The sequence below is a fragment of the Cryobacterium sp. M23 genome (assembly GCF_002929655.1).
Classification (GTDB): domain Bacteria; phylum Actinomycetota; class Actinomycetes; order Actinomycetales; family Microbacteriaceae; genus Cryobacterium; species Cryobacterium sandaracinum.
The window spans coordinates 1-26,885 of sequence record NZ_PJJV01000044.1; the positions used below are offsets into that span (position 1 = coordinate 1).

Genomic DNA, 26,885 nt, shown 5'->3' on the forward strand with positions numbered 1-26,885 from the left:
CATGCTCAGCCTCGGCGGCCACAAACCCGCACTCCCCGGCCGGGATTAACCCACGGTTACGACAGGAGAGCCGAGATTTTGGCCGAAACGGCTGTTTTGGGGCGGAGAACCGGGTTTACGGGCAAAATCTCCGTCGAATTCGCGGGGCGCGCAGGGCGCGCAGGGCGGGCAGGGCGGGCAGGGCCGACGGGGCGGGCGAGGCTCAGTCGGGGGCCGGCCGGCGATCGGGGACATCCGGTGTGAAGATGTAATCGTTGTTCTCAGTGAGCTCGGGGCGCATCCCGCGAGACAGGTTGTTCTGGAACAGTGTCCGGGACTCGTCCCGGCGCCGGACGGCCTCGGCCGGGTCGTCGGCGCGCAGCCGCTCGAAGTCCACGTCAAGAGACAGCGAGTCGCTGCCCGACCAGACTGGGGGGAGTTCGCCGGCCAGTGCCCTGAGGGTGCGCGGAGAATCGAGTCGCCAGCGCACCTCGAACCGGTCACTCCGGTCGCTGCCGGTGATGACGTCGTCGAGCCGGCCGTAGAAATCCGGCAGGAAGCGCACCACCTCGGCGCCCAGCTTGACCAGGTTGAAGTGCGCGTTGCGGCGGATCAGCGGGTCGAAAGTCCAGCGCATGTCTGCGACGCCGTGCTGCAGACAGAGTGCCCGCTGGAACAGTTTGAGCGCGTAGCCGACCCCACTGCCGCGCTGCCACGGCACGACCGCTGCCATGTGCGAGTGCAGGTGGATGCCGTCGGTCCAGCCGAGGAAGCCGAGCGTCGCGCCGACCGGTTTGCCGGCCTTGGTCGCCACCATCACGGTGTTGCCGGCGAAGTCGAGCGCCAGGAGCATCGACCTGTCGGGGCTGTGGCCCACGCCCCAGGTGCGCTCGAACAGGCCGATCACCGCGGCCAGGTCGCGGGGTTCAGCCTGCCGCACGGTCACCCCGGCAGCCTCGGCGGCTGCATCCGCGGCGGCCTCCGCCTGCCGCACGGCTTGCTGCGAAACCCCCGGCTCAACGCTCATGCGTCGAGTAGACCACACCAGGCCCGGTCCCCGGCAGCCGGCCACCGTGCTAATTCGACGGAGATTTTGCCCGGAAGACAGGTTTTCGGCCCCAAACCAGCTGTTATCGGCAAAATCTCCGTCGAATTGGTTCACGCACCGGGCACGCACCGGGCCCGCACCAGGACAGCCGCGCGGCACGCACCGGGCCCGCACCAGGACAGCCGCGCGGCACGAGCGCCCGCGCTAGTGTCCTCGACCCGAGACCACGTCCGCGACGGACGCCATCGGCGACGTCGTCCGCCGCCGGGTCAGCTCGGCATGGTCGGCCAGCGAGTAGGCGCGGTAGAGCGCGTGCACGGCGAGCCAGCGCAGCGGCTCCGGCTCCCAGTTACGCACCCGGTGGTTCACCCACGGCAGCCGGGTGAGGCCTGTGTCGTTGCCGAGGATCAGGTCGGTCAGCGTGCGCCCGGCGAGGTTCGTCGTCGCCACCCCGGTGCCCACATAGCCACCGGCCCAGGCCAGCCCGGTCGCCGGGTGCAGCCCCACGGTCGCCGCCCAGTCGCGCGGCACGCCGAGCACCCCCGACCAGGCGTGGTCGATCTGCGCGCCAGCCGTCGCCGGGAAGAACCGGGTCAGGATGCCTCGCAGCGCCTCCACCGTGCTCGCCGGAGTCCGCCCGTCGGAATCCGTCTGCGACCCGAACCGGTACGGCACGCCCCTACCGCCGATCGCGATGCGGTCGTCAATGGTGCGCTGCGCGTACATATAGGCGTGCGCCATGTCACCGAGGGTCTCCCGGCCCGCCCAGCCGATGCTCTGCCAGACGTCCGAGCTGAGCGGCGCGGTCGCGATCAGCGACGAGTTCATCGGCAGCCACGCCCGGTGCAGTCCCTTCAGGCCCGCCGTGAACCCCTCCGTCGCGCGCACCACGAACTCCGCCTCCACGGCGCCGCGGTCGGTGATCGCCCGGTGCGGCGTGATCTCGCTGACCCGGGTATTATCAAAGATCTCCACGCCGAGGCCCTCCACCACCCGGGCAAGCCCGGCCGCGAGTTTGGCGGGGTTGATGCGCGCGCAGTGCGGGTGCCACATCGCCCCGGTGGCACCGGCCACGTCGATACGGGCGCGCGCAGCCGCCGGGGAGAGGAGTTCGACATCCGTCATGTCCCAGGCCTGCTCCGACCGAGCGGATGCCTCCAGCCTTCGTTGCTGCGGCTGGTCGTAGGCCACGGTGAACTCGCCGCCCTTGGCGATGTCGGCGTCGACGCCCTCGGCCTCGGCGACCCGGATCACCTCGTCCACGGTCTCGTTCATGCCGGTCTGGAACCGGGCCGCCGCGTCCCGGCCGTGCGACTTCACGTACTGCTCGCGGCCGCCGGTGACCGAGTTGGTCAGCCAGCCGCCGTTCCGCCCTGACGCTCCGTAGCCGGCGAAGCGCTGCTCCACGATCACGATCCGAAGCGCCGGGGCCGCCTTCTTCAGGTAATAGGCCGTCCACAGCCCGGTATAGCCGGCACCCACGATGCACACATCGGCCGTCATCGGCCCGGGCAGCGGGTCGCGGTTGGCCGGCCGGCCGAGCTGGTTCCACCAGAAGGAGACATCACCATTGATCATTCCCGCACCGCTTTCGTTCCGACGGATGTTTCGCGCTCAGTCACAGCATCATCTCGCATCCGGCTCGGTCGGGCGGCAATCCCGATCCCGCCCTGCCGGGATTCGCGTCGCGCGGGTGGTACGCCGTTGCGCGGATGGCACGCCACGCGCGTAGCGGCGCACCACCCGCGCCGCGGCCGCAGCTATGCGCTCGGGCATCCGCTAGCGCCGCCCAGCCCCCGAAACTCGAAGACAACCTCTCCGATTCACTCAGAGCTGTCCACCCTTCCTGGCACGTCGGAAGGTCGAGTGCGCGTCAGGACGCCAGCCGGTCCTCCATCCCCCAGGGCTGGCCGTAGCCGCCCTCGGATTCGGGCGCGCTCATCAGGTCGAGGAACACCTTCGCATCGAAGGCCTCCGGGCCGAGCACGCCGATGCCGGTCCAGGTGCCGGCGGCCAGCAGTTCCAGGGCGATCACCGGGTTCAGGGCGGTCTGCCAGACCACGCACTGGGTGTCGTATTCGCGCATCGTCCACTCGTTTTCGGCGACGTGGTAGAGGTAGACCTCGCGCTGCAGGCCGCCCGGACCCGTGCCGGTGACCCACTCTCCCGCGCAGGTTTTGCCGGTCATCCGCGGGCCGATCGTGGCCGGGTCAGGCAGGCAGGCGGCCACCACATCGCGTGGGGCGACCAGCGCCGGGCCGGACGCGCTGCACACCCGCACCGGGTCGACCCGGTCGAGGCCGAGCAGGTGCAGGGTCTTCAACACGCCGATGAATTCCTCACCGAGGCCGTACTTGAAGGTGACCCGATTCGCGTCGAGCCAGCGCAGCATCAGCACCACCTCCTCGTGCTCCACGTTCACGCATTCGACCCGGCCGATGCCCTCCGGAAAGTCGAACATCTCCGGTTCACTGAACGGCTCGGTGGTGAACCAGCCGCGGTCCTTCTCGAAGATCAGCGGCGGGTTCAGGCACTCCTCGATCGTGGTCCAGATGCTGAAGGATGGCGCGAAGATCTCGTTGCCGGCGTCGTCGTGCACGACCAGGTTGGCACCGTCGCGCGTGCCGAGCTCCTCGATCTGCCGAAACAGGTGGTCCGAGGCGTAGCGGGCGAAGACATCCGAGAGCCCCGGCTCGACGCCCATGCCCACCAGGGCAAGGCGGCCGGCGGTCTCCCAGTCGGCGGCCTGCGCGAACTGGTCGTCGCCGAGCATGACCCCGGTCTGGCGGTAGGGGTCCGTGGGGTGCGGTTCGGACAGGCTCACGGCCATGTCGAGGTAGTCACAGCCGGCGGCGAGCGCCCCGGCGAACACCGTGGGCACGAACTTCGGCTCGACCGCGTTCATCACGTGGGTGGCGCCGTGCCTGAGCGCGACGGCGGCGACCATGTCCGGGTCGCCGGCGTCGATCTGCTCGGCGGAGAACCGGGCTGCCGCCGCGTGCCCGTGCTTCAGGCCGATTGCGACGATGGTGCGTTCCGCCCGGGCCAGGTCGTAGTCGCACACGATGACGTGCTCGAAGAACGTGCGCTGGGCGCACGTGCGTCCGTGCGTCCGTGCGTCCTGCCCGAACCAATTCGACGGAGATTTTGCCCAAAACCGCGCGATTTTGCCCCGATTAAGGGCTCTACGCGGAATTTCTCCGTCGAATTCGCAAGGGCGACGGATGCTGCGCCGCCAGCTCGCGCTCCCCCTGGAGCTTCGCGGCGACCGGGGCCCACAGCAGCACGGCGACGGACGCACCGAGCAGCAGCCCTCCGATCGTATCCGTGAGCCAGTGTGCGCCCAGATAGGTGCGGCTGACCATCATCAGAACCGTGTAGAGGGCGCCGGCCAGCCAAACCCAGACGCGCGGGAAGAGGATGCCGAGACAGACCGCCATGGTCGCCGCATTCGCGACATGGCCGGACGGAAAGGATCCGAAATCTGATATGACCAGCATGTCTTCCGGCCTCGCCCGACCGAAGAGTGATTTGAGCACCTGCACCAGTCCCGAGCTCACGATCGTGGCGGCCACGAAGTAGCCGGCCGCCCACGGCCGTTTGAGCAGCAGCAGCGCCACCAGAATCAGCACCGGGATCACGATCACGCCGGCGATTCCGGCACCGAGGTAATTCATCGTGAGCGAGAGATACTCCCAGACGGGCGCCCGGTGCTCGAGGATCTCGTCCATCCACTCGGCGTCGATCTCCAGCGGGCGGCCGTTGCCGCGCAGCACGATCAGGGCGCCGAGCCCCACGGCCAACAACAGCGCCGCGGACCCGCTGACCAGAGGCCACCGGCGGGCGATGCGTCGGGTGGCGGGGGTGGCTGCGGTCTCGGGGGCGCGCTCGCTCATCATCTGTCCATGCTAGATCGGTGCGGGCGTGCGGCTGCCCGCCCTGGCCATTTGCCGCGCATCTCCGGGGGCTTACTCAGGAGATCTGCGAAGCCGGTGGCGACGGATGCCGGAATCACGCGGCATCCGTCGTCACCTCGGCCACGCCATCGGAAATCTCCTGAGTTAGCCACCGACGGCAACTGACGACGAAGGACTGGCGACTGACGACTGACGACTGACCACTGACCGGAGGCTGACGGATGCCGTTACCCGGCGCCCATCCGGCCTCAGTACTCCAGCGCGGGCACCGACCGGGGGCACACGATGAGCCACAGGGCGAAGATCGACACGATGGCGGTGACGCCCATCACGGCGCCCATCGGAACCGCTGTCCCGACGCCGAGCACGCCGACGACCGGGGAGATCAGTCCGGCGACGCCGAAGTTCGCGGCGCCGAGCAGCGACGCGGCGGTTCCGGCCTCATGCGCGTGCGCGTTCAGGGCGATGACCTGCACGCTGGGTAGGGTGAAACCGCAAGCCGCGATGAAGAACCACAGCGGCACCAGAGTGCCCCAGAGTCCCGCGCCGGCGAGGTCGAGCAGCACGATGGCCGCGGCCGTGATCAGGAGCACCACGGTGGACACCGAGATGATCCACTGCGGGCCGATGTTGAAGCGGTGCATGAGTCGGGAGCTGAGCTGCACACCCATCACGATGCCGAGCGAGTTGACGGCGAAGAGCACGCCGTACTGCTGCGGGCTGAAATCGTAGACCTGCTGGAACAGGAACGACGACGCCGAGAGGTAGGAGAACAGACCTGTGAAGGTCATCGCCCCGATGATCGCGACGCCGACGAAGATCCGGTCGCTGAGCACCGCACGGTAGCGCTGACCGAGGGAACTGTGCCCCTTGGTGTGGCGCTCGGCATCCGGCAAAGTCTCGACGATCCAGAACGCGACGGCCAGGATCACGACCGCACCGTAGGCGGCGAGCACCCAGAAGATGCCGCGCCAGCTCATCACCAGCAGCAGCTGTGAGCCGATGACCGGGGCCAGCACGGGGGCCAGGCCGCTGATCAGCGCAAGGCGGGAAAGCATCTTCACGAGCGGCTTGCCGCCGAACAGGTCGCGCACCATCGCCAGGGCGACGACCGCGCCGGCCGCGGCGCCGAAGCCCTGCAGCAGACGGAAGACCCCGAGCCAGACGATGTCCTGGGAGAGGGCGGCGCCGACACTCGCCAGAATGTGGAAGCCGGTCGCGAGCATCAGCGGCAGTCGGCGCCCGACCTTGTCACTCCACGGGCCAACCACAAGCTGGCCGAACCCGAACCCGATCATGGTGCCGGTGAGGGTCAGCTGGATGGCGGCCGCCGATACGCCGAACTCACGCTCCAGGGTCGGGAAGGCCGGCAGGTACAGGTCAATCGTGAACGGGCCAAGCGCCGTGAGGGCGCCGAGCACGATGATGTAGACGAGGCGCTGGCCGCGGGAGAGGGCGTCCCCGGGATGCTTCGCGGTCGACCTCAGGTCGGCAGCGGTAATGACGGTGATGGCGGCGGTGCTCACGTGGTGTTGATCCTCGTATCGACGGGGCCGGCCCGATGGGGCGCAGGCGTGCTGGTCTGAAAAGGTGTTCGAGGCACCGCATCACGGGCGTCAGTACCAGCAGCGAGATACGGAACCGCTCTTGGAAACAAGGCAACCACGCCGGCGCCTATTCCCCCATTCGGGGAACACCGCGGAAGTTGCAGATATCGGCCCGATCGTGCACCGGGCGCCCGCCGCCTCGGCGCCCTCGACGTTCAGCCCACGGCGGGCAATCCGCTCGGGTCGTCGAGCAGCTGCTCGAAGGCAAGCTCGGCAGCGCCGATCATCAGCAGGTTCGAGCCGAGTTCGGCCGCGCTGACGCGCACGAGGTCGAAGGAGGAGCTCAGGGTCATCGAGGCCACGGCCAGCCTCAGGCGCTCCGGGTCGACCGAGAACAGGGCCGCCAGGAATCCGCCGAGCACGACCAGCTGCGGGTTCAGGATGTTGATCGCCCCGGCCAGGGCCACCGCCAGGAAGTCGACCTGACGGTTGACCTCGGCCCGCACGGCGGGCGCGTCGGAGGCGAGCAGTGCCTGCTCGAGTTCGTCGGCATCCGCGCCGGCCAGGCCGAGGGGTTCGAGGAGTTCCTCGCGGGTGACCTCGGCTTCGAGGGTTCCGGCGATCCCGGCCGTGTCCGTGCGGGCGCTGTCGCTGACCCGGATGTGGCCGAACTCCCCCGCGTAGCCGGCGATGCCGTCCACCACGGTGCCGCCGATGATCATGCCGCCGCCGATGCCGCTGGCGCCGCCGTTGAGGTAGATCAGGTCGGTGAAGCCCTTCCCCGCACCGAAATGGTGCTCGGCCATCGCGCCGAGGATCGCATCGTTGGCGGCGGCCACGGGATAGCCCGTGGCCTGCTCGAGCATGTCCTTGAACGGCTCGTCCACCCAGCCGAGGTGGGGGGCCTGGCGCACCAGGCCGTCGGGGGCGCGCACGAGTCCCGGAACAGCGACGCCGATTCCGACCACGCGGAAGCGGGTCTCGAGTTCGCCTCGCATCCCCTCGATCACGGCGGCGGAGATGTTCACGGCCTCGCTGGAGGTGGGCGGCCGTTCGGTCGGGTAACGGATGCGGCGGTGCACGGTGCCGTCGAGCCCGACGATCCCGATCGTGACGGCGTCGATCTCGGGGTTCACCGCGAGGGCGACCACCCGTTCGGCGCAGAAGACGACCGGACTGGGCCGGCCCACCTGGTTGGTGGATTCCGGGTCGCGCTCCCCGACGAGCCCGAGCGACTCGAGTTCGGCGACGAGAGCGGCGATGGTCGACCGGTTCAGGCCGGTCCGACGCGTCAGCGCCGCGCGCGGCGTCGGTCCGTCCCGGTGCACCAGGCGGAGGACGACCGACAGGTTGTGCCGTCGCACGTCGTCGTTGTTGGTTCCCTGCATCAGTGCCTTCCCATCAGGTAATCAATCCAAGGCTACCGCCGCCCGGCTGTGCCCGTTCCGGACGTGCTACAGCGACGGGCCGGTCGGTGACGACTGGCCCTCGGCCGCGGTCTCACCCTCGTCGAGCGTGCGGACGACGCGAGCCGGGTTGCCGACGGCGATCACTCCCGGCGGCACATCGCGGGTAACGACGGAGCCGGCGCCGATCACGCTGCCGGCACCGATCGTGACGCCGGGGCAGACCACGACGTTGCCGCCGAGCCACACATCGTCGCCGATGTTGATCGGCGACACCCTCTCGTAGCCGGCCCGTCGCTCGTCGATGTCGAGGGCGTGGACCGGTGTGTACAGTCGAACGCTCGGGCCGATCAGGACGTTCCGCCCGATCGTGATCTCCCCGCCGCCGAGGGCCAGGAGGTCGGCATTGATGAAGGTGTGGGCACCCACGTGCAGCCTTGAACCGTAGTCCAGGTACAGGGGCGGCCGGAAGTCCAGGCCCTCTCCGGCCGTGCCGAGCATGCCGACGAACAGCTCCTGGGCTGCGTCCCGGTCCTCATCGAAGAGAGCGGTGATGCGCCGGCAGGTGCGTTGGGTGGCGATCGTCATCTCGGCGAGCTCTGGGCCGGAGCGGTATCGGTACCAGTCCCCGGCGACCATCTTGTCGTACTCCGTGGGCTCGGGATCCGGCAACGGGCTATTTGTTTGAAGCATGAACATAATCCTATTCCTTAGTCGGCCTGTGACCCTGCAGCACTGCGACCGGCCCTTCGGGACCTTCCTGCTACCAGCGGCTCGGCAGGGCGCCCTCGGGCACGATGGCCGGCCGTTCCACGGTGCTGGCCAGTTCCATGACAGAGCGATCATGGGCGGCGCGCAGGATGGCGTCCATGATCTCCAACACGTGGAAGGCCAATTCTGCGGAGGCCCGGTGCGGGCGATCGGTTTCAATGGCCCTCGCCATGTCGGCCAGGCCGTAGCCGCGCCCGGCATCCGCATACCCGGCCTCGGGCTCCACCTCGCGCCAACGACGGTCGTCACTCGTGTAGAGCTCAGTCGCATCGCTGAAACGGTTCGGGTCAGGCACCGCGATCGTTCCGAGAGTGCCGTAGATCTCGATGCGCGGCAACCGGGCCGCCCACACATCGAAGCTCATCATGACCGTCGAGGTGACGCCCGATGCATGCTCCAGCAAAGCGGAAACGTGTGTGTCGATCTCGACCCTGAGGCTCGTTCCCTCGAGCGGCCCGGTCGCCACCGTGCGCTCCCGCCCCGAGCGTCCGACGCTGCCCGATACGCGCACGACCGGTCCGAGCAGCGTGACGAGGGCGCTCAGGTAGTACGGGCCCATGTCGAACAGCGGCCCGCCACCCTCCGAATAGTAGAACTGCGGGGCAGGGTGCCAGAGTTCGTGCCCCGGCGCCGTCCAGAAAGCGGATGCCGCCACCGGCGTTCCGATGCGGCCGTCATCGAGCAGCGCACGGGCAGTCTGCACCCCCGTACCCAGCACAGTGTCCGGAGCGGACCCCACCCGCAGACCGCGTTCGACGGCCAACCTGAGAACAGGTGTCGCCTCGTCCGGATTCAATGCGAGGGGCTTCTCCCCGTAAACGTGTTTACCGGCTGCCAGCGCGCGCAGCGCCACCTCGGCGTGGGCTGCCGGAATGGTGAGATTCAGCACCGCGTCCACGTCGGGCGAGGCGATCAGCTCGTCGACGGTCAGTGCCGGCACACCCTGCTCCGCCGCCACGGCGGCCGCGCGAGAAGCATCCAGATCGGCGACCGCCACGAGCTTGAGTCCGGGGAGCTTGGGAAACTCGGCGAAATACTGCTCGCTGATCTTTCCGACGCCGACTACTCCTATTCTCAACGGGCTGCCCATAGCAGTCCCCTTTCGATCATGGTGCGCACGCTGGCGTTCTGCAGAATGTCGACCCGATGCCCGGGGGTGGACACGAAGATGCGCCCCTGTCCCCACTGCCGGGTCCAGATGGCCGGCGAGGTGACCGGGCGGTGCCACGGGTCCCAGGGGCGAACAGCCTGCGTGGTCGTGGCCAGCACATCGTTGTAGTCGTCGTGGAGCACCCAGTACTGCTCGCTGACCAGATCGAAATCGTCGATGCCCCGGGTGATCGGGTGATCCGCGGCGGCGGGAAGCATGTTGATGCGGTGGGGAACGTAGTTGTCAGATTGTTCCCCGGTGTGGTCGGCGGGTTCCTTGCCGGGGTGAGCCGCGAATTGACCACCGATGAGTTGCAGGTAGTCAACGTTGGTACGGTACGAATCGGCAATGCCGCCGTGCCAGCCGCCGAGCCCCGTGCCGCTTTCGATGGCCGCCTTCAGCCCCGTGAATTCGTCCTTTTCGATCGAGGCCATGGTGTTGGTCTGCAGGACGAGATCGACCAGGGCCATGTACTCGGAATCGGCATACGGCGCCGGTGAGCCTTCGATGCGCACCGTGAAACCGTTCTCCTCCAGAAATGGAATGAACAGATCCGTCGTCTCGACGGGCTGGTGGCCGTCCCATCCGCCACGCACGACGAGTGCGTGACGGGGGGCGGATGCCTGGGGTGGTGCGGTGGTCATGAATAACCCTTCGAAACTCAAATAGGGACGTGAATGTCAGGCGCGAGCCGTTCGAAGATCGTCCGCGCTTCGTGATACCCCAGCGCCATGCGGTCGATCACGGCTTCGGCAGTCGGATCCCCTGCCGCTTCAGCCGGATGCCCGCTTCGCCAGCGCGCCATCTCCACGACCGTTTCGACGAACGTCCGGCTGGGCGCATATCCCGGAACATACCGGCGAATCTTGGAAGTATCGAAGATCGCACTGTGGCCCAGGTCTCCGACGAACAATTCGGACCAGCCCCAATCGGGTGCAGCAACGGGGAAGAACTCCGACGGAACATGGACCAGTTTCGCCGGCACGCCCAGCGAGGCACCGACGAGCGAGTAGATCTGATCCCAGGTGTAGACGTCAGCTGACGTGATGTGGAACGCCTCGCCGATCGCCCGCTGATTCCCGAGCAGCCCCACCAGGCCCTGCGCCAGGTCGGCCGCGTGGGTCAGAGTCCACAACGACGTGCCGTCACCGTGGACGACGATTTCGGCTCCACGCTCGATTCGATCGAAGACCGTCCAACCGCCGGCGAGAGGTGGGTTCGCCTCGTCGTAGGTGTGAGACGGTCGCACGATGGTGACCGGGAACCCGTCATCCACATGCGCACGCATCAGGGTGTCCTCGGCGGCGATCTTCTCCCGCGCGTACCGCAGAAAGCCATTCTGACGCAGGTTCGATTCCACGATCGGAACCTGAAGGATCGGCTTGCGATACATCGACGCGGTGCTGATGTGGACGTAGTGGCGGGTGCGATCGCGGAATATCTCGATCGCCTGTGCCGCGTCGGCGGCGTTGAAACAGAGAAAATTGACGACAACGTCGAACCGCAAGTCGCCGAGCGCCGCAGTGACGGAATCACGATCCGTGATGTCACCGGTCAACCAGGTGACCGAGCCGGGCAGCTGTCGCCCCCTGGCTTTGTGTCCACGGTTGAGCACGAACACCTGCATACCCTGGGCGACAGACAAATGAACGGACGACGTGCTGATCGTGCCGGTACCACCGATGTACAGAACTTTTCGCGGCGTGGCAGTCATCGTCATCGCAGGGCAATCGCTGACCAGGAGACCGGAGGCAGCGTCACGGTGAGCACGCCGTCGGTGAGCACGGCGTGGGTGAGCGACTTTAATGCCACCCGCGTCTGATCTGCCAGCGTGTTCTGCGCATGGACATCGGAATCGTGCACGCTGACAGCCTCGTCGATGACGGATGCGCCCAGATCGGCCACATCGATGGTCACGTCCAACGACTCGGTTTGGCTGCGGTTCACCAGGAACACCGCAGACACTCGGCTCTCCGGGTCGTGGGTCGCCACCGAATCCACCAGAGGCGCGGCGCCGTAGACGGCCGTCTCATAGGTGCCGACGTCGATTCGCGGTCGCAAGACCTCGCCGCGAGCTAGCCGCGATGTCACCGAGAACGGGAAGAATGTCGTCTGACGCCAGGACGCCCCACCCGGCTCCGTCATGATGGGCGCGATCACATTCACCAGCTGGGCCAGTGACGCCGACCCCACCCGGTCGTGATTCTTCAACAGGGTGATCAGCAGATTGCCCAGCACCACGGCATCCGCCACCGAATAGGTGTCCTCCAGCTGACGCGGTGCCACGCACCACTGCTCATTGACCTCCTCTGACGCCCGGTGCTCGTCGAGGTACCAGATGTTCCACTCGTCGAACGAGATCTTGATCGTCTTCTTGCTGTGCAATTTGTTCTTCACGTGATCGGCCGTCGAGACGACGGTGTCGATGAAGTACTGCATGTCCAGCGACGACGCGAGATACGATCCCAAATCCCCTTTGCGCTCCTGGTAGTACGCGTGGGCGGATATGTAGTCGACGTGCTCATAGCTGTGCTCGAGGACGGTGCGCTCCCAATCGCCGAACGTCGGCATCGACGAACCCGAGGACCCGCAGACGACCAGCTCCAGATTCTTGTCGGCGGCCTTCAACGCCTGCGCCGTTCGAGCGGCCAGCTTGCCGTAATCATCGGCCGACATGTAGCCGGTCTGCCACGGACCATCCATCTCATTGCCCAGGCACCACATCCGAATGTCGTGAGGTGCGGCCGTGCCGTTGGCAATGCGTTGGTCGCTGAGCGCCGTGCCAGACGGGTGATTGGCATACTCCAGCAGATCGAGAGCGTTTTCGATGCCCCGCGTGCCGAGATTCACCGCCATCATCAATTCGGAGCCCGTCAGATCACACCACCGCGCGAACTCGTCCAGGCCGACCTGATTGGTCTCGAGTGAATGCCACGCCAGGTCGCGGCGCACCGGGCGTTGCTCCTTGGGACCGACCCCGTCTTCCCAGCGATAACCGGAGACAAAATTGCCGCCGGGATAGCGGATGGTCGACGAGCCCAATTCCCTGACCAGGTCGACGACATCCAGCCGAAAACCGTCCTCGTCGGCCGTCGCGTGTCCCGGCTCGTAGATGCCGTCGTAGACACACCGACCCAGATGTTCCACGAAGGAGCCGAAGATACGACGGTTGACGGGAGCAACGACCGCCGTGCGGTCGATGGCAATGCACGCGTTTGTCACTGGTGCGTATTCCTTTGGTTCTTGATGTGCAGGGAAGCGGGAGGGAGGCTGTTCGGCTCAGGTGTGGCGCGTTCAGGCGGACACCTGTGCCCGCACCAGCGCGTCCTGTCGAACGGCCACCGTGCGAAGATCCGCCGCGGTGATTTCATGGACGTCGCCGGTGATCGAAACGATTGCGCGGGCGGTCGACACACCGGGTATCCGTCTCACCGGTATGAGCTTCTCGCTGACGATGGCACTGATGGCGGCCTCCTCGGCAGGCACGCCGTCTGAGACGGCCACGTGGGAGGCGAACCACACCTCGACGTTGCCGGGCTCGACGATCTTGACCATGCGTCGGTCGCTGAAGGCGAATCGGCTCGCCGGCACCGAGAAGGTCAGCCGGCGGGACTCGCCCGCATCGAGTTCGACCCGGGAATAGCCGAGCAGTTGCGCCACCGGCCGGGCTATCGTGCCGTGCACGTCGTGGCCGTAGAGCTGCACGATGTCGGTTCCGCGAACGGCGCCCGTGTTGGTCACCGTCACCGTGGCGGTGAAGCCGCCAGTGGCAGGCGCGGCGGGATCGACTACGTAGTCGGAGTAGTCGAAGGAGGTGTAGGACAGACCGAACCCGAAGGGGAACACCGGTGTCGAATCGGTGGCGGTGACGTCGGACGGCCCGCCGAGAACCGGGTGCAGGTACGAATACGGCTGCGCACCGGCCGACCGCGGCATGGAGACGGGAAGGCGTCCGGATGGATTGACCCGGCCCGTGAGGATGTCGGCAATCGCGAGGCCGCCGCCCTCTCCGGGAAAGAATGCCAGGAGTACGGCAGCCGGGGCTGCGCTCCCGCCCTCGACGGCCCAACCGATCGCGTACGGCCGCCCGGTCAACAGCACCATGATGACGGGCGTTCCGGTCGCGATCACGGCCTTGACGAGTCGGCGTTGCAGACCTGGCAGCTCAAGAGATTCGGAGTCATTGCCCTCGCCGACGGTGCCGCGACCGAAGAGGCCCGCTTGGTCGCCCACGACGACAATAGCCAGTTCGCTCGCCGACGCAGCGTCCACGGCGGCGGCGAAGCCGGACTCGTCGTCGCCTTCGACGGCGCACCCCTCGGCGTACACGAACGCCGGCATGGCGAGACCGGCCGTGTGGAAGGCACCGGGGAGCGACTCGAGTACCGTTGGGATCTCAAAGCCGAGCGGGAGATCGGGATAGCCGGCGAGAACATGGTTCGCGAAGGAGTAGCACCCCTGAAGCGCCGTGGCACGGTGAGCGTTGGGGCCGATGACCGCCACCGTCGAGAGCGGCCGCGCCCTTCGCTCCAGCGGCAGCACCCCGTCATTCGACAACAGCACGATGGATTCCTCGGCCAGTCGGCGGGCCAGCTCCCGGTGGCGCGGCGAGTCGAGGTCGATGTCCGTCGGCGGCTCATCCTCGTAGGCGTCCTCGTCGAGAAGCCCCAGCTCCTCCTTCTGCGCGAGAGCGCGCAAGACCGCACGGTCGACATAGGCCTCGTCGAACAGACCGGCGCGGATGCGGTCGGCCAGGGGCTGCAGGTAGGCGTCGCCGGTGGGCAGTTCGATGTCGATGCCCGCTTCCAGCGCGAGCGCCGCCGCCTCGCCCCGGTCGGCCGCGACGGCGTGCATGACTTCGAGGAACGCCACAGCGAAGTAGTCGGCGACGACGACACCGTCGAAGCCGAGTTTCTGCCGCAGGACACCGGTCAGGTAGTCGGCGTTGGCGGCCATCGGGATTCCGTCGATGTCGGTGTACGAGTTCATCACTGACTTCGCACCGCCGTCGAGGATCGCCATCTCGAACGGTGGCAGGAAGACATCGGCGATCTCCCTCGGACCCGCGTGCACCGGTGCGTGGTTGCGTCCGGCGCGCGACGCGGAGTATCCGAGAAAGTGTTTCAGCGTCGCGTGCACCCCTGCGCCCTGGAGCCCGCGCACGTAGGCCGTGCCGACGGTGGCGACCAGATAGGGGTCCTCGCCGATGCACTCATCCACCCGGCCCCAGCGCGGGTCCCGGATGACGTCGAGCACCGGGGCGAGCCCCTGGTGGATGCCCAGCTGCTTCATCGAGTCGCCGATGACGCCGGCCATCTCCTCGACCAGCGCCGGGTCGAAGGAGGCTCCCCACGCGAGCGGAGTCGGGAACGCGGCCGCCTTCCAGGCGGCGAGTCCGGTCAGGCACTCTTCGTGCACGAGCGCGGGGATTCCGAGGCGCGTCTCCCGCTTGAGGCGGCGCTGCTCGCCCCAAAGCCACGCGGCGCGTTCCGCCGGATCCACCGGCCGCGTGCCGTAGACACGGGTGTAGTGCCCGAGGCCGTGGCGGGTCACCTCGGACAGGTCGCCAGGAGCCTTCTGACCTGCCGCCATCTCGCCCTGCATGGGCGCGACGACGCCGCTCTGATCGAGCCAGTAGCCGACAATCTGGGCGAGCTTCTCCTCGAGGGTCATTCGGGCATGGAGAGCCAGTACGCGCTCCGAGACCTCCGGCATGGCTGAGATGGCATGGGTCACGGGTTCAACACTTTCCTTCAGAGGATCAGATATGCAGTTGGGACAGCGCGCGGTGCGACGGCTCACGGCCGCGCACCGCGTGAACGCCTATCCCTTGACGGCGCCGTTCAATCCGCCGACGATGCGGCGCTCGAACAGCGTGAAGAAGATGAGCGCCGGAATCATCGACAGGGAGGTGAAGGCCAGAACCTGTGCCGTGTTCACCGAATACTGCGACGCGAATGCCTGCACGCCCAGTGGCAGCGTGTACATCGCCTGATCGCTCAGGATGAACAGCGGCAGCAGGTAGCTGTTCCAGCTGGCGACGAAGGCCAGGATGCCGGTGGTCACCACGCCAGGAACCGACAACGGCACCACCATGCGGAAGAAGAACCCGAGTCGGCTCGCCCCGTCGATCGACGCGGCTTCCTCGATCTCCTTGGGAATCGCCTTGAGGAACGGCACCAGGATGATGACGGTCACCGGCAGGCCGAAGGCGATCTGCGGCAGGATCACGCCCGCCAGGCTGTTCATCAGGCCCAGTTGCTTGACCAGGATGTAGAGCGGCGTGATCGCAACGGTCATCGGGAACATGAGTCCGGCTGCGAACAGGGCATACATCAGCCCGCGCCCGTGGAAGTCATAGCGGGCCAGGACGAAGCTCACCATCACCCCGAGCACGACGACACCGATCGTCGTGAAGCCGCTGACGATTGCCGAGTTGCCGATCTGCTGCCAGAAAGTCGGAGCGGTCAGGACGTCGAGATAGTTGTCGAAGCGCCACGGACCCGGGAGCCCGGCAGGCGACGAGGTGATCTGGGAATTGTCGCGGAAGCCCCCGACGATGATGTAGAGGACCGGCCCGAGGCACAGGGCGATGAACAGGAATGCGATGAAGTACGTGACGGGGCTGCCCCACTTGTCACGACCTTTCGAGCCACGCTGAACCCGTGGGGCCTCCGTGCGTGAGGCCCTCTCACTGGTCAGAACCGACATCATTTCTTCCCCTCTGTGAGCGCGCCGGCCGTGTCGCGTCGCAAGACGAAGCGCTGGTAGGTCAGCGCGATGACAAGCGAGATCAGGAACATGACAACCGCGACGGCGCTGCCGTAGCCGAAGTTGCCCGAGGTGCGCCCGTTCGCGACCATGTAGGTCGCCATGGTCGAGGTACCCGCCGTCGAAGCGACGTACTGGCCCCAGATGATGAAGACAAGGTCGAACAATTGAAGTGACCCGATGATGGACAGGAACGCCCAGGTGCGCAGGGTCGGGCCGAGCAGCGGCAGCGTGATGCTGCGCTGCACCTGCCAGTAACTCGCGCCGTCGATCGACGCCGCCTCGAAGAGCTCCTCCGGGATTCCCCGAAGCCCGGCGAGGAAGAGGATAACGGCGAAGCCGATGTACTTCCAGGAGATGATCAGCATCAGCGACCAGATGGCGATCTTGGGATCTGAGAGCCAGTCGGCCTGGAACGCGCCCAGACCGACACTCTCCAGCAGGTCGTTCACCGCGCCATTGGTCTGGAGCATCAGACCCCAGCCGATGCCGACGATGACCTCGGAGATGATGTACGGAACGAAAATCAGAACGCGGATGAGGGAGCGTCCCCGGATCTTTTGGTTGATGAGCAGAGCCAGAATGAGTGCGATCGGCAGCTGGATGACCAGCGACAGCACGAGGATGATGCCGTTGTGCATCAGCACCTCGTGGAACGCGCTGTCCGCGAAGATGATCACGTAGTTGCCCCAGCCGACGAAATCGGTTGCCGGCCCGTAACCCTTCCAACGGAAGAAGCCGTAGTAGGCGGCCAGAATGACCGGGAGGATCACGAAGCCGACGAAGACGAGGATCGCCGGTCCGGAGAGGACCGCTATCTCCAGGCGCTTCCGCCAGTCTGCAGTTCTTCGGGTGGGGCGCGCCCCGGCCGGGGACGATGCACGAGGTGCACCGTCCCCAGCTTTCTGCGTGCCCGGCAGCGGCCGCGCGTCGGTCAACGACGCAGCGCCTGCGGACTCTTTTCTCATGGTTGCGAGCTAACCCTTAGCCGCTGCCGCGTTGACGCCCGCGACGAGGTCCGCTGCGCCGCTCTTGCCGGCCAGCATGTCGACGACGCCGGTGTTCAGCGCGTTGCCGACGTTCTGGCCGAACAGGGTGTCCAGCCAGACGGTCACGTACGGTGCCTCGTTGTAGGCCTCCAGGATGGACATCAGTGCATCATCGGTCACGACGTCCTGAGCCTCCGTATTGGCCGGAAGCGTGTGGAACGCGTTCGCGTACCCTTCCTGCTGCTCCTTCTGCATGAAGAAGTTGAGGAAATCGGTGCACTCCTCCTGCGGCGCCTGAGCCGAGCAGGTGAAGCCGTCCACGCCGCCCATCATCGCGCCGGCCGCACCTTCGCCGCCGTCGATCTCCGGGAAGGGGAACCAGCCGAGGTCAGCCAGCGGCTTCTCGTCGGGGGTCAGCGATGCGATCACGCCGGGGTTCCACGCACCCATGAGTTCCATGGCCGCCTGGTGGTTCGCCAGAAGGCCGGCCGAACTGCCTGCTCCCTGCTGTGCGGACGTGGTGAGGAAGCCATCGTTGAACGGCTCGGTCTCAATGAACTCTTCCATCTGCTCGCTCGCGTTCAGCCAGCAGGCGTCGTCGAACGTCTTGGACTCGGCTGCCTTGTCCATGGCGTCCTGCGAGCAGGCCCGCTGAGCGAAGAAGTAGTACCACTGCGCGGCGGGCCAGGCGTCCTTGGCACCCACGGCGATCGGCGCGATACCGGCGGCCTTGAGCTTGTCCACCGCGGTGCCCAGCTCGGCCATCGTCGCCGGCACGGTGTCGATGCCGGCCTCCGCGAAGAGGTCCTTGCTGTAGTAGATGCCGCCAGGAAGCACTGCGGTCGGCATTCCGTAGATCTTGCCCTCGACCGCGAAGGCACTGAGCACGCCCTCGGGCACCGCCGCACTCGTAGCCTCGTCGATGAAGTCTGTGATGTCCATGGCCTGTCCGGCCGCCACGACATCCACCAGCTTGCCGCCGCCCCGTGCCATGAAGATGTCCGGTGCATCGCCGGAGTTCAGCGCGGTCTGAAGCTTTCCGTCCATCTCCTCGTTCTGGATGGACTGCATTTCGATTGTGACCTTCGGGTTGGCCGCCTCGAACTCGGCGACCGTCTTCTCCCAGTAGGCCTTGCCTTCTCCTGTCGTTGAGTTCTGCCAGAAGGTCAGGGCGACCGTGTCGCTCGAACCGCTGTCGCCGCCACTGGCGCACCCGGAGGCGAGCATGGCGGTGCTCACGGCCAGCGCGAGAATTCCCGCGGTTCGGTTTTTCCTCTTCATCGTGGAAGCTCCTTGGTAGTCATCGGTGACACACGACATTCGTCCGCCACACCCAGAGCTTCCCAGCACGGCATCCATCTTGTCAATCGATATCGATAACGATTTCTAACGGGGTGATTTGGCTCTTGATCTGTTGCCCGGCGCTGTACTGTGAGCAGTGTGACCCCTGATGTCAACCCATCCCCCCCGCTTGGGCGAGTGACGATCGCCGACGTCGCGCGCGAAGCCGGCGTTTCAGTGCCGACGGTGTCGAAGGTCGTCAATCTGCGTTACGGCGTCGCTCCGGCGACCTTCAAGCGAGTGACGGAAGTCGTCGCCGCACTCGGCTATGAGCCCTCGCTTGTGGCTTCGAGTCTGCGTCGACAGCGCAGCAATGTGATCGGCATCCTCGTCTCTGAATTCGAGTCGTTCTCGGTCGAGCTGCTCAAGGGCATATCCACCGCTGCCACCGGGACCGGTTATGAGTTGCTCGCGTATTCGGCCCTCGCGCCGGGCGGCATCAGCGCGGGCTGGGAACGCCGATCCCTCTCGCGCCTGGCCGGCACGCTCATCGACGGCGCCATCATCGTCACGCCCACGTTGCTCATGCCGACGACTTCGATCCCCGTCGTCGCGATCGACCCGCACACGGGGCCGGGCGGACCCGCGACAATCGACTCGGACAACATCGGCGGCGCCCGGGTGGCGACCCGGCACCTCATCGAACTGGGACACCGCCGCATCGCACATATCCGTGGGCGCAGCGACCTGGCTTCGGCCCAGTTGCGTGAGGCCGGTTACCGTGAATCGCTCGAGAACGCCGGCATCCCATTCGACCCGACCCTCGTTCGCGACGGTGGATACCAGGCCGCCCTGACGGCCGACGCGGCTCGTGAACTGCTGACGCGGCCGGATCGGCCGACCGCGGTGTTCGCCGCAAACGACATGTCCGCGCTCGGCGTCCTGAAAGTCGCCCGCGAACTCGGACTGCGGGTGCCGGAAGACGTTTCCGTCATCGGATTCGACGACATCCCCGAGGCCGCGAGCTCGACACCGCCGTTGACGACCATGGCCCAGCCACTGCACGACCTGGGGGCACAGGCCCTGCAGATGCTGGTGAAGCTGCTCGACGGGGAAGACGTCCCTCACCATGTCCAACTCCCTGCCAAGCTCGTGGACCGGGCGAGCACCGGCCCCGTGCCGGTCGAATCCTGACTGCCCATTCGCCCAGCACCCCGATTCGTCGGCTGGATCAACACTCCAGTCTGGAAAGTGACTCTGCAATGATGCACTCCGCGGCCCTCTCCTCCGCCTCGGCACCCGCCCATCGGCTCTGACCACCGTCGTGACCGTGACGGATGCGTCCGGTGAGGTCCTGCCAAACACGGAGGTCGTCGTCGCCCAGCTCGATCACGCCTTCGGCTTCGGCAACATCGGCTTCGATTTCCTCGGCCTCGCGAACGGCGAGCCTGACGAGATCGGCACCGAGAGCCTCGCCACGCTCTACGCTGACGTCTTCAACACGGCAACGCTGCCGTTCTATTGGGGCCGCTTCGAGCCCACCCGCGGCGCACCGGACACGGCCCGGCTGCAACAGGCCGCAAGGTGGTTCCGCGACCGCGGCGTGAAGCTCAAGGGTCATCCGCTCGTCTGGCACACCGTGCAGCCCGATTGGCTGCTCGGCCTGCCCGTCGACGAGGTCGAACGGCTGCAGCGCGAACGCATCCGCCGCGACGTTGCCGACTTTGAGGGACTCGTCGATACCTGGGACGCCATCAACGAAGCCGTCATCATGCCGGTATTCGAAAACGGGGACAACGGCATCACCCCGCTGGCTCGCGCCAGGGGGCGCATCCCGATGATCCGCCTGGCGTTCGAAGAGGCCCGCGCGGTGAATCCTCGCGCCACGCTGCTGCTCAATGACTTCGATCTCTCGAGCGCCTTCGAGTGCCTCATCGAAGGGGTCCTCGAGTCCGGCGTCGAGATCGATGCCCTCGGGCTGCAAACCCACATGCACCAGGGGTACTGGGGTGAGGACGCCATGCTCGGGATGGTCGACCGGTTCGCCCGGTACGGCCTGCCGTTGCACCTGACCGAGTCATCTCTCGTTTCCGGCGACCTCATGCCGGCCGACATCGTGGACCTGAACGACTACCGCGTCTCCGAGTGGCCGTCGACTCCGGAAGGAGAGGCCCGCCAGGCGGACGACCTCGAGCGACACTACCGCTCACTCATGGCGCATCCGTCGGTCGAGGCCGTCACCTACTGGGGCATCACCGACGCAGGCGCCTGGCTCGGCGCACCGATCGGGCTGGTGCGCGCCGACGGCACTCCGAAGCCGTCCTACGACGCGTTGCGCGGGCTCGTGAAGGGCGAATGGTGGCTTGCACCGACGACCGTGCTCAGCGACGCGCGGGGCAGGGTCTCGGTCGAAGGATTCGCCGGCGAATACCAGCTCGGCACCAGCGCCAGGTTCGCCGCGAGTGAACAGTCAACCCGATTCACGCTGAGTCCTGAGGATCGGCACACTCGCGTCACCCTCCCATCGATCACCTGACCCGGCAGATGCGAAGTCCGGTCACGCGTCAGACACCGGTGCGTCCGCGCACAAACCCGGCAGGGTCGTCGAGCAGCCCGGCGAAGGCCAGCTCGGCCGCCCCGACAATCATCAGCCGGGAGCGCAGCTGCGCCCGTTCGAGTAGCACGGCGTGCCCGAGGCTTCCGATTGAACTCACGCTCACCGCCTCGGCCAGGCGCTCTCGGCCCACCGACAGCAGCGAACCGAGAAAGCCGCCGAGCACCACCATCTTCGGGTCGAACATGTTCACGAAGTCTGAGATCGCCACCGAGAGAAAGTCGATCTGCCTCATTACCTCCCGGAGCACCTGAGGGTCGCGCGAGACGCCGAGGGCGATGTCGAGGTCGTCCAGATCCGCGCACGGCAGGCCCAGCACCCGGAGCAGGCGCGACATGCTCACCTCGGTCTCCAGGCATCCGATGCGGCCGCAATGGCATCGCACCCCGTTCGAGTTGACCAGTGTGTGTCCGAGCTCACCCGCGTAGCCACTCGTACCGCGCAACGGGCTGCCGCCGATGATGAGGCCGCCCCCGATGCCGCTCGCACTGCCGTTGAGGTAGACGAGGTCCTTCGCGCCACGGGCCGCTCCGAACAGACTCTCGGCGATGGCGGCCAGGCTTGCGTCGTTGCCGGCGTACACCGGGAAGTGCAGCACCCTGGCGAGGGTGCTGGTGAGGGCGCAGTCCCGCCAGCCGAGGTGCGGGGCGATCAGCACGCGGCCGTCGACCGTGTCGACCAGGCCGGGAACGGCCACGCCGACCCCGGCGATGCGATAGTTCTGCTCGATCTCGCCGCGCATACCGTCGACGATGGCCTTGACCGCGTTCACGGTTTCGGACACGGTGGGAATACGGGCCGTGTCGAAGCGGATGCGGCGAATCACCTCGCCGCCGAGCCCCACCAGCCCCACGGTGATCGCATCGACATCGGGGCTCACGGCGATCGCGGCGATCTTCGGGCTCGGAAACACCTGCAGGCTCGGGCGCCCCACCCGGCCGGGCACATCTTCGGGCTCGCCCTCGAACGCCATTCCGAGCTCGACCAGTTCGGCCACGAGCGCCGAAATGGTGGACCGATTCAGGCCGGTGCGTCTGGTCAGTTCAGCCCGAGAGCATCCGCTCGAATGATGAATCATGGTGAGAATCATCGACAGGTTGAACCGGCGCAACTGGTCGTTGCTCGAACCACCCCGTGCGGAGAGGGTGGTCGTGGTCAGCCGGGTCACGACACACCACCTCTACGGTTGGAAGACACCTGACAGGGCCCTGCAGGCGCGGGGCGAAGCTAGCGGCCGCCGCGGCTCTTGTTGAAGATGTCGAACGCGACCGCGAGCAGGAGCACGACGCCCTTGATGGTCATCTGCCAGGCCGCGTCGACCGTGAGGATGGACAGGCCCATGTTGAGCACGCCCATCACCAACGCGCCGATGACGGCGCCGATGACCGTGCCGACGCCACCCGTCACGGCCGCGCCACCGATGAAGACGGCCGCGATGGCATCGAGCTCGTAGTTCTGGCCGGCCGAGGCGACGGCGCCCCCGGCCCGAGCCGTGGAGACCACGCCGGCCAGGCCGGCGAGCACTCCCATGTTGACGAAGATGAAGAAGTTGACCCAGCGGGTCTTGACGCCGCTCATCTTGGCGGCGAACAGGTTGCCACCCATCGCGTACACGTGGCGGCCGAACACGGTCTGGTTGAGCAGGAAGGTGTAGCCGAGAATGAGGGCGGCTAGCACGATCAGGATGAGCGGTGTGCCGCTGTAGCCGGAGAGCAACCAGGCGAAGGCGATGATGGCCACGCCGGCGATGCCGCTCTTGATCCACAGGGTGGCGATCGGCTCGCGGGGCAGGTCGAGCTTGCGCAGGGTGGCGCGGGTACGCAGCTGCTGCACGATCAGGGCGAGCGCGGTGAGCACACCGAGGGCGATGGTGAGCACGTCCCGGCCGCCGACCTCGCCGAGCCAGGCGGGCAGCCAGCCCGCACCGATGGCGGTGAACTCGGACGGCAGGCCACCAATGGTGCCGCCGGTGAGCAGCACCAGGGTGAGCCCGCGGAAGATCAGCATGCCGGCCAGGGTGACGATGAACGCCGGGATGCCGACGAAGGCCACCCAGTAGCCCTGCCACGCGCCGACGACGGCGCCGACCGCCAGGGCGAGAATGACGGCGGCCCACCAGGAGAAGCCCCAGGAATTCATACTGATCGCGGCGACGGCACCGACCATGGCCACCACGGACCCGGCCGAGAGGTCGATGTGGCCCGCGATGATGACGATCACCATGCCGATGGCGAGGATCAGAACATAGGCGTTCTGCTGGATCAGGTTGTTGACGTTGCCGGGCAGAAGCAGGCGACCGTCGGTGAGAATCTGGAACAGCATGATGATGATCACCAGTGCGGCGAGGATTCCATACTGTCTGAGGCTGACCGCGAACTTGGGTTTCGTGCGCTTCATAGGGGTGGTGGTGCTCATCGGGGTCAGTCCTTTCCCGCGGTCATGTAGTGCATGAGTGTTTCCTGGGAGGCTTCCGCCGCGGTGACTTCACCGGTGAGCTTGCCCTCGGAGATGACGTAGATCCGGTCGGAGAGCCCGATGAGTTCGGGCAGCTCCGAGGAGATCACCACAACGGCTTTGCCCTGGGCGGCGAGCTCGTTGATGATTCCGTAGATCTCATACTTGGCGCCCACGTCGATGCCGCGGGTCGGTTCGTCGAGAATGAGGATGTCGGGGCCGGCGAAGATCCACTTCGAGAGCACGACCTTCTGCTGGTTGCCGCCGGAGAGCTTGCCGGTGATCGATGTGACGCTCGGCGCCTTGATGTTCATCTTCTCGCGATAGGAGTTGGCGACCTTATATTCGCGGTGCCGGTCGATGACGCCCCACTTGGCGAGTTTGCCGAGGGCCGCCGCCGAAACGTTCACCGTGATGTCACCGATGAGGTTGAGGCCGTAGAGCTTCCGGTCTTCGGTGGCGTAGGCGAAGCCGTGGCGGATTGCCTCGTCGACGGTGCGCATCTGAATCTCGTCGCCGTTCTTGAAGACGCTGCCGGTGATCTTGGTACCGTACGAGCGGCCGAAGATGCTCATGGCCAGTTCGGTCCGGCCGGCGCCCATCAGCCCGGCGAACCCGACGATCTCGCCGGCGCGCACGCTGAAGGACGCCCCGTCGACGACCTTGCGCGCGGTATCGACCGGGTGGTACACGGTCCAGTCTTCGACGCGCAGCAGTTCGGCGCCGATCTTGGGTTCACGCGGCGGAAACAGGTTGTTGAGTTCCCGGCCGACCATCGAACGGATGATGCGCGCCTCGGTGGCGTCCGGTCCGTCCATCGAGATGGTTTCGATGGTCTTGCCGTCCCGGATGACGGTGACCTTGTCGGCGATCCGCTTGATCTCTTTGAGCTTGTGGCTGATGATGATGCAGGTGATGCCCTGCCCGCGCAGGTGTTCGATCAGGCCGAGCAGGTGCGCCGAGTCCTCATCGTTGAGGGCGGCGGTCGGCTCATCGAGGATGAGTAGTTTCACCTGTTTGGAGAGCGCCTTGGCGATCTCCACGAGCTGCTGCTTGCCGACGCCGAGTTCGAGCACCCGGGTGGCCGGGCTTTCAGCGAGGCCGACCCGGCTGAGCAGCAGGGACGCTTCGCGGTTGGTCTTGTTCCAGTCGATGATGCCCCGGTTGGAATTCTCGTTTCCGAGGAAGATGTTCTCGGCGATCGACAGGTAGGGGCTGAGGGCCAGTTCCTGGTGGATGATGACGATGCCGTCGGCTTCGCTGTCATTGATCGTCTTGTAGGAGACCGGCTTGTTCTCGAACTCGATGGTGCCCTCGAAACTGCCGGCGGGATACACACCGCTGAGCACCTTCATGAGCGTTGACTTGCCGGCGCCGTTCTCGCCGCAGATCGCGTGCACCTCCCCGCGAACGACGTCGATGGACACCCCGTCGAGTGCCTTCACTCCGCTGAAATCCTTCACGATGTTGTGCATCCTGAGGATGGTCGTGTGCTCCAAGGGCAGCCTCCTGATCGATAGCGAGTGTGTAGATCTGCCGGCCCCGGTGAGGGCCGAGGTGGTCAGCCCCGCTCGCGCGGGGCCGACCGGGGTGTGGGACCGGTTACAGTCCCACGTCGGATGCCTTGATGAAGCCGGAGTCGATCAGCTTGACCTGGATGTCCTCCTTGACGACGACCTCGGGGTCGAGCAGGAACGACGGCACGATCTTCTTGCCGTTGTCGTAGGTCTCGGTGTCGTTGACGGTTACTTCTTCGTCCGCGGCGATCTGCAGAACCATGTTGTAGACCTGCTCGCCGAGCGTGCGGGTGTCCTTCCACACGCTCATGGACTGCTCGTCTTTGAGAATCGCCTTGATGTTGGCCTTGTCGGCGTCCTGCCCGCTGATGATCGGGTAGTCCTCACCGGGTGCGTAGCCCGCCGACTTCAGGGACGCCAGGATGCCGATGGCGAGGCTGTCATTGGGCGAGAGCACAACGTCGACCTTCTCGGATCCGGAGTAGAAGGACGACAGGCGGTTGTCCATCTCGGCCTGGGAGAGGGTGGAAGCCCAGCCCTGGATGCCGATCGAGGCCCAGTCCGCGTTGGACTCGGGCGAGCGACCGCTGGGAACGACGAGCTGACCGTTCTCGACGTAGGGCAGCAGAACGTCCCAGGCGCCGGAGAAGAAGAATTTCGCGTTGTTGTCGTCGGGGCTGCCGGCAAAGGGCTCGAGGTTGAACGGGCCGGCGCCGTCGGCTAGGCCGAGCTGGTCGACGATGTACTCCCCCTGCAGGGTACCGACCTCGTAGTTGTCGAAGGTCGCGTAGTAATCGACGTTTTCGGTGCCGACGATCAGGCGGTCGTAGGCGATGACCGTGGCGTCCTGCGTCTTGGCCTCTTCCAGCGCCGGGCCCAGCAGGAGGCCGTCGATGGCAGCGACGACGAGGATGTTGGCCCCGCCGGCAATCTGGTTCTGGATCTGGCTGATCTGCTGGTCGGTCTTGTTGTCGGCGTACTGCAGGTCGGCGGTGCAGCCGGCCTTTTCGAGCAGCGTCTTGAGCTGCTCACCATCGTTGATCCAGCGCTCAAGGGCGCGGGTCGGCATGGTAATGCCGACGTTGCAGTCGGCAATGGCCTCCACGCCGTCGCCGGCCGGTGCGCCCGTCCCGGAACATGCCGCGAGCGACAAGGCCACGGCTCCGGTCGCCGCTACGGCGATGATCCTCTTGGTCAGGGACATTGGTGCTTTCCTCTCTGAATGCTGCCAGGCGCAGGGGCGGAGATTCCGACTCCTGCTGCAACGAGGTGCACTCCGACCGACCATTTTGCGTAACGCGAAACGGGGACGAACGGTTACCTCGTTGTAAAGCGTGATGCGATGCGGACTCACACGGTCAGGTGTGAAATTCGGTGCAGGGCCAAGCTGTGCGGACCACTCTGCGGGTGAGCCTGCACTCAGTCGCGGACGACTTTGTTT

The 26,885-nt window shown here is 66.4% G+C and carries 20 protein-coding genes and 1 pseudogene; 2 read left to right on the forward strand and 19 right to left on the reverse strand.

Translation table 11 applies throughout. The features are described from left to right. Positions 1–202: 202 nt before the first annotated feature. The 15 genes and pseudogenes from CXY82_RS01665 to CXY82_RS01735 form a co-directional block, all read right to left on the reverse strand. Entirely contained in the window at positions 203–1,006 is an 804-nt protein-coding gene (locus CXY82_RS01665; RefSeq protein ID WP_104099225.1) for a GNAT family N-acetyltransferase, read from the reverse strand. Positions 1,007–1,231: 225 nt separating this feature from the next. Then, entirely contained in the window at positions 1,232–2,605 is a 1,374-nt protein-coding gene (locus tag CXY82_RS01670; protein WP_104169402.1) for an FAD-binding oxidoreductase, read from the reverse strand. A 295-nt stretch (positions 2,606–2,900) separates the two neighbouring features. Then, positions 2,901–4,130, reverse strand: a pseudogene (locus CXY82_RS01675) (saccharopine dehydrogenase family protein); the annotation flags it as partial. A gap of 82 nt (positions 4,131–4,212) precedes the next feature. After that, complete coding sequence (locus tag CXY82_RS01680) at positions 4,213–4,926, reverse strand: phosphatase PAP2 family protein (RefSeq protein WP_233199122.1); 714 nt, start codon at positions 4,924–4,926, stop codon at positions 4,213–4,215. Positions 4,927–5,192: 266 nt separating this feature from the next. Beyond that, positions 5,193–6,470 (reverse strand): multidrug effflux MFS transporter, encoded by a 1,278-nt coding sequence (locus CXY82_RS01685; RefSeq protein ID WP_233199123.1) that lies wholly within the window; start codon positions 6,468–6,470, stop codon positions 5,193–5,195. 236 nt (positions 6,471–6,706) lie between these two features. Continuing rightward, a complete protein-coding gene (locus CXY82_RS01690; RefSeq protein WP_104169403.1) occupies positions 6,707–7,879 on the reverse strand; it encodes an ROK family transcriptional regulator in 1,173 nt (390 codons plus the stop codon). 66 nt (positions 7,880–7,945) lie between these two features. Further along, the gene (locus tag CXY82_RS01695) at positions 7,946–8,590 is read right to left on the reverse strand and encodes a sugar O-acetyltransferase (RefSeq protein WP_198410547.1); all 645 of its coding nucleotides are present in this window, start codon (positions 8,588–8,590) and stop codon (positions 7,946–7,948) included. 70 nt (positions 8,591–8,660) lie between these two features. After that, positions 8,661–9,758, reverse strand: a complete 1,098-nt coding sequence (locus CXY82_RS01700) for a Gfo/Idh/MocA family protein (RefSeq protein WP_104169404.1) — start codon at positions 9,756–9,758, stop codon at positions 8,661–8,663. Continuing rightward, positions 9,743–10,462, reverse strand: a complete 720-nt coding sequence (locus tag CXY82_RS01705; RefSeq protein WP_104169405.1) for a ThuA domain-containing protein — start codon at positions 10,460–10,462, stop codon at positions 9,743–9,745. Before CXY82_RS01705 ends, CXY82_RS01700 begins: the two co-directional genes overlap by 16 nt. Before the next feature lie 17 nt (positions 10,463–10,479). Further along, on the reverse strand, positions 10,480–11,538 hold the full coding sequence (locus tag CXY82_RS01710; RefSeq protein WP_104169406.1) for an NAD-dependent epimerase/dehydratase family protein: 1,059 nt from the start codon (positions 11,536–11,538) through the stop codon (positions 10,480–10,482). After that, entirely contained in the window at positions 11,535–13,040 is a 1,506-nt protein-coding gene (locus tag CXY82_RS01715; protein WP_104169407.1) for an alpha-N-arabinofuranosidase, read from the reverse strand. The genes CXY82_RS01710 and CXY82_RS01715 overlap by 4 nt, the downstream gene beginning before the upstream one ends. Positions 13,041–13,112: 72 nt before the next feature. Continuing rightward, on the reverse strand, positions 13,113–15,533 hold the full coding sequence (locus tag CXY82_RS01720; protein WP_104169426.1) for a glycoside hydrolase family 3 N-terminal domain-containing protein: 2,421 nt from the start codon (positions 15,531–15,533) through the stop codon (positions 13,113–13,115). Between the two features lie 108 nt (positions 15,534–15,641). After that, on the reverse strand, positions 15,642–16,529 hold the full coding sequence (locus CXY82_RS01725; RefSeq protein WP_199180850.1) for a carbohydrate ABC transporter permease: 888 nt from the start codon (positions 16,527–16,529) through the stop codon (positions 15,642–15,644). Further along, complete coding sequence (locus tag CXY82_RS01730; RefSeq protein ID WP_104169409.1) at positions 16,529–17,557, reverse strand: carbohydrate ABC transporter permease; 1,029 nt, start codon at positions 17,555–17,557, stop codon at positions 16,529–16,531. The genes CXY82_RS01725 and CXY82_RS01730 overlap by 1 nt, the downstream gene beginning before the upstream one ends. A 9-nt stretch (positions 17,558–17,566) precedes the next feature. Next, entirely contained in the window at positions 17,567–18,859 is a 1,293-nt protein-coding gene (locus CXY82_RS01735; protein WP_104169410.1) for an ABC transporter substrate-binding protein, read from the reverse strand. Between the two features lie 198 nt (positions 18,860–19,057). Here CXY82_RS01735 and CXY82_RS01740 point away from each other — a divergent pair, with 198 nt between their 5' ends. Beyond that, positions 19,058–20,053 (forward strand): LacI family DNA-binding transcriptional regulator, encoded by a 996-nt coding sequence (locus CXY82_RS01740; protein WP_104169411.1) that lies wholly within the window; start codon positions 19,058–19,060, stop codon positions 20,051–20,053. Positions 20,054–20,189: 136 nt separating this feature from the next. After that, on the forward strand, positions 20,190–21,395 hold the full coding sequence (locus tag CXY82_RS01745) for an endo-1,4-beta-xylanase (RefSeq protein WP_370443662.1): 1,206 nt from the start codon (positions 20,190–20,192) through the stop codon (positions 21,393–21,395). 28 nt (positions 21,396–21,423) lie between these two features. Here CXY82_RS01745 and CXY82_RS01750 read toward each other — a convergent pair whose 3' ends face one another. From CXY82_RS01750 to CXY82_RS01765, 4 genes are all read right to left on the reverse strand, one after another. Next, positions 21,424–22,641, reverse strand: a complete 1,218-nt coding sequence (locus CXY82_RS01750) for an ROK family transcriptional regulator (RefSeq protein WP_233199128.1) — start codon at positions 22,639–22,641, stop codon at positions 21,424–21,426. Positions 22,642–22,700: 59 nt separating this feature from the next. After that, positions 22,701–23,888, reverse strand: a complete 1,188-nt coding sequence (gene mmsB / locus CXY82_RS01755) for a multiple monosaccharide ABC transporter permease (protein ID WP_104169413.1) — start codon at positions 23,886–23,888, stop codon at positions 22,701–22,703. Between the two features lie 5 nt (positions 23,889–23,893). Continuing rightward, entirely contained in the window at positions 23,894–25,402 is a 1,509-nt protein-coding gene (gene mmsA / locus CXY82_RS01760; RefSeq protein WP_104169414.1) for a multiple monosaccharide ABC transporter ATP-binding protein, read from the reverse strand. Between the two features lie 127 nt (positions 25,403–25,529). Next, entirely contained in the window at positions 25,530–26,648 is a 1,119-nt protein-coding gene (locus CXY82_RS01765) for a sugar-binding protein (RefSeq protein WP_104169415.1), read from the reverse strand. Between the last annotated feature and the right edge of the window lie 237 nt (positions 26,649–26,885).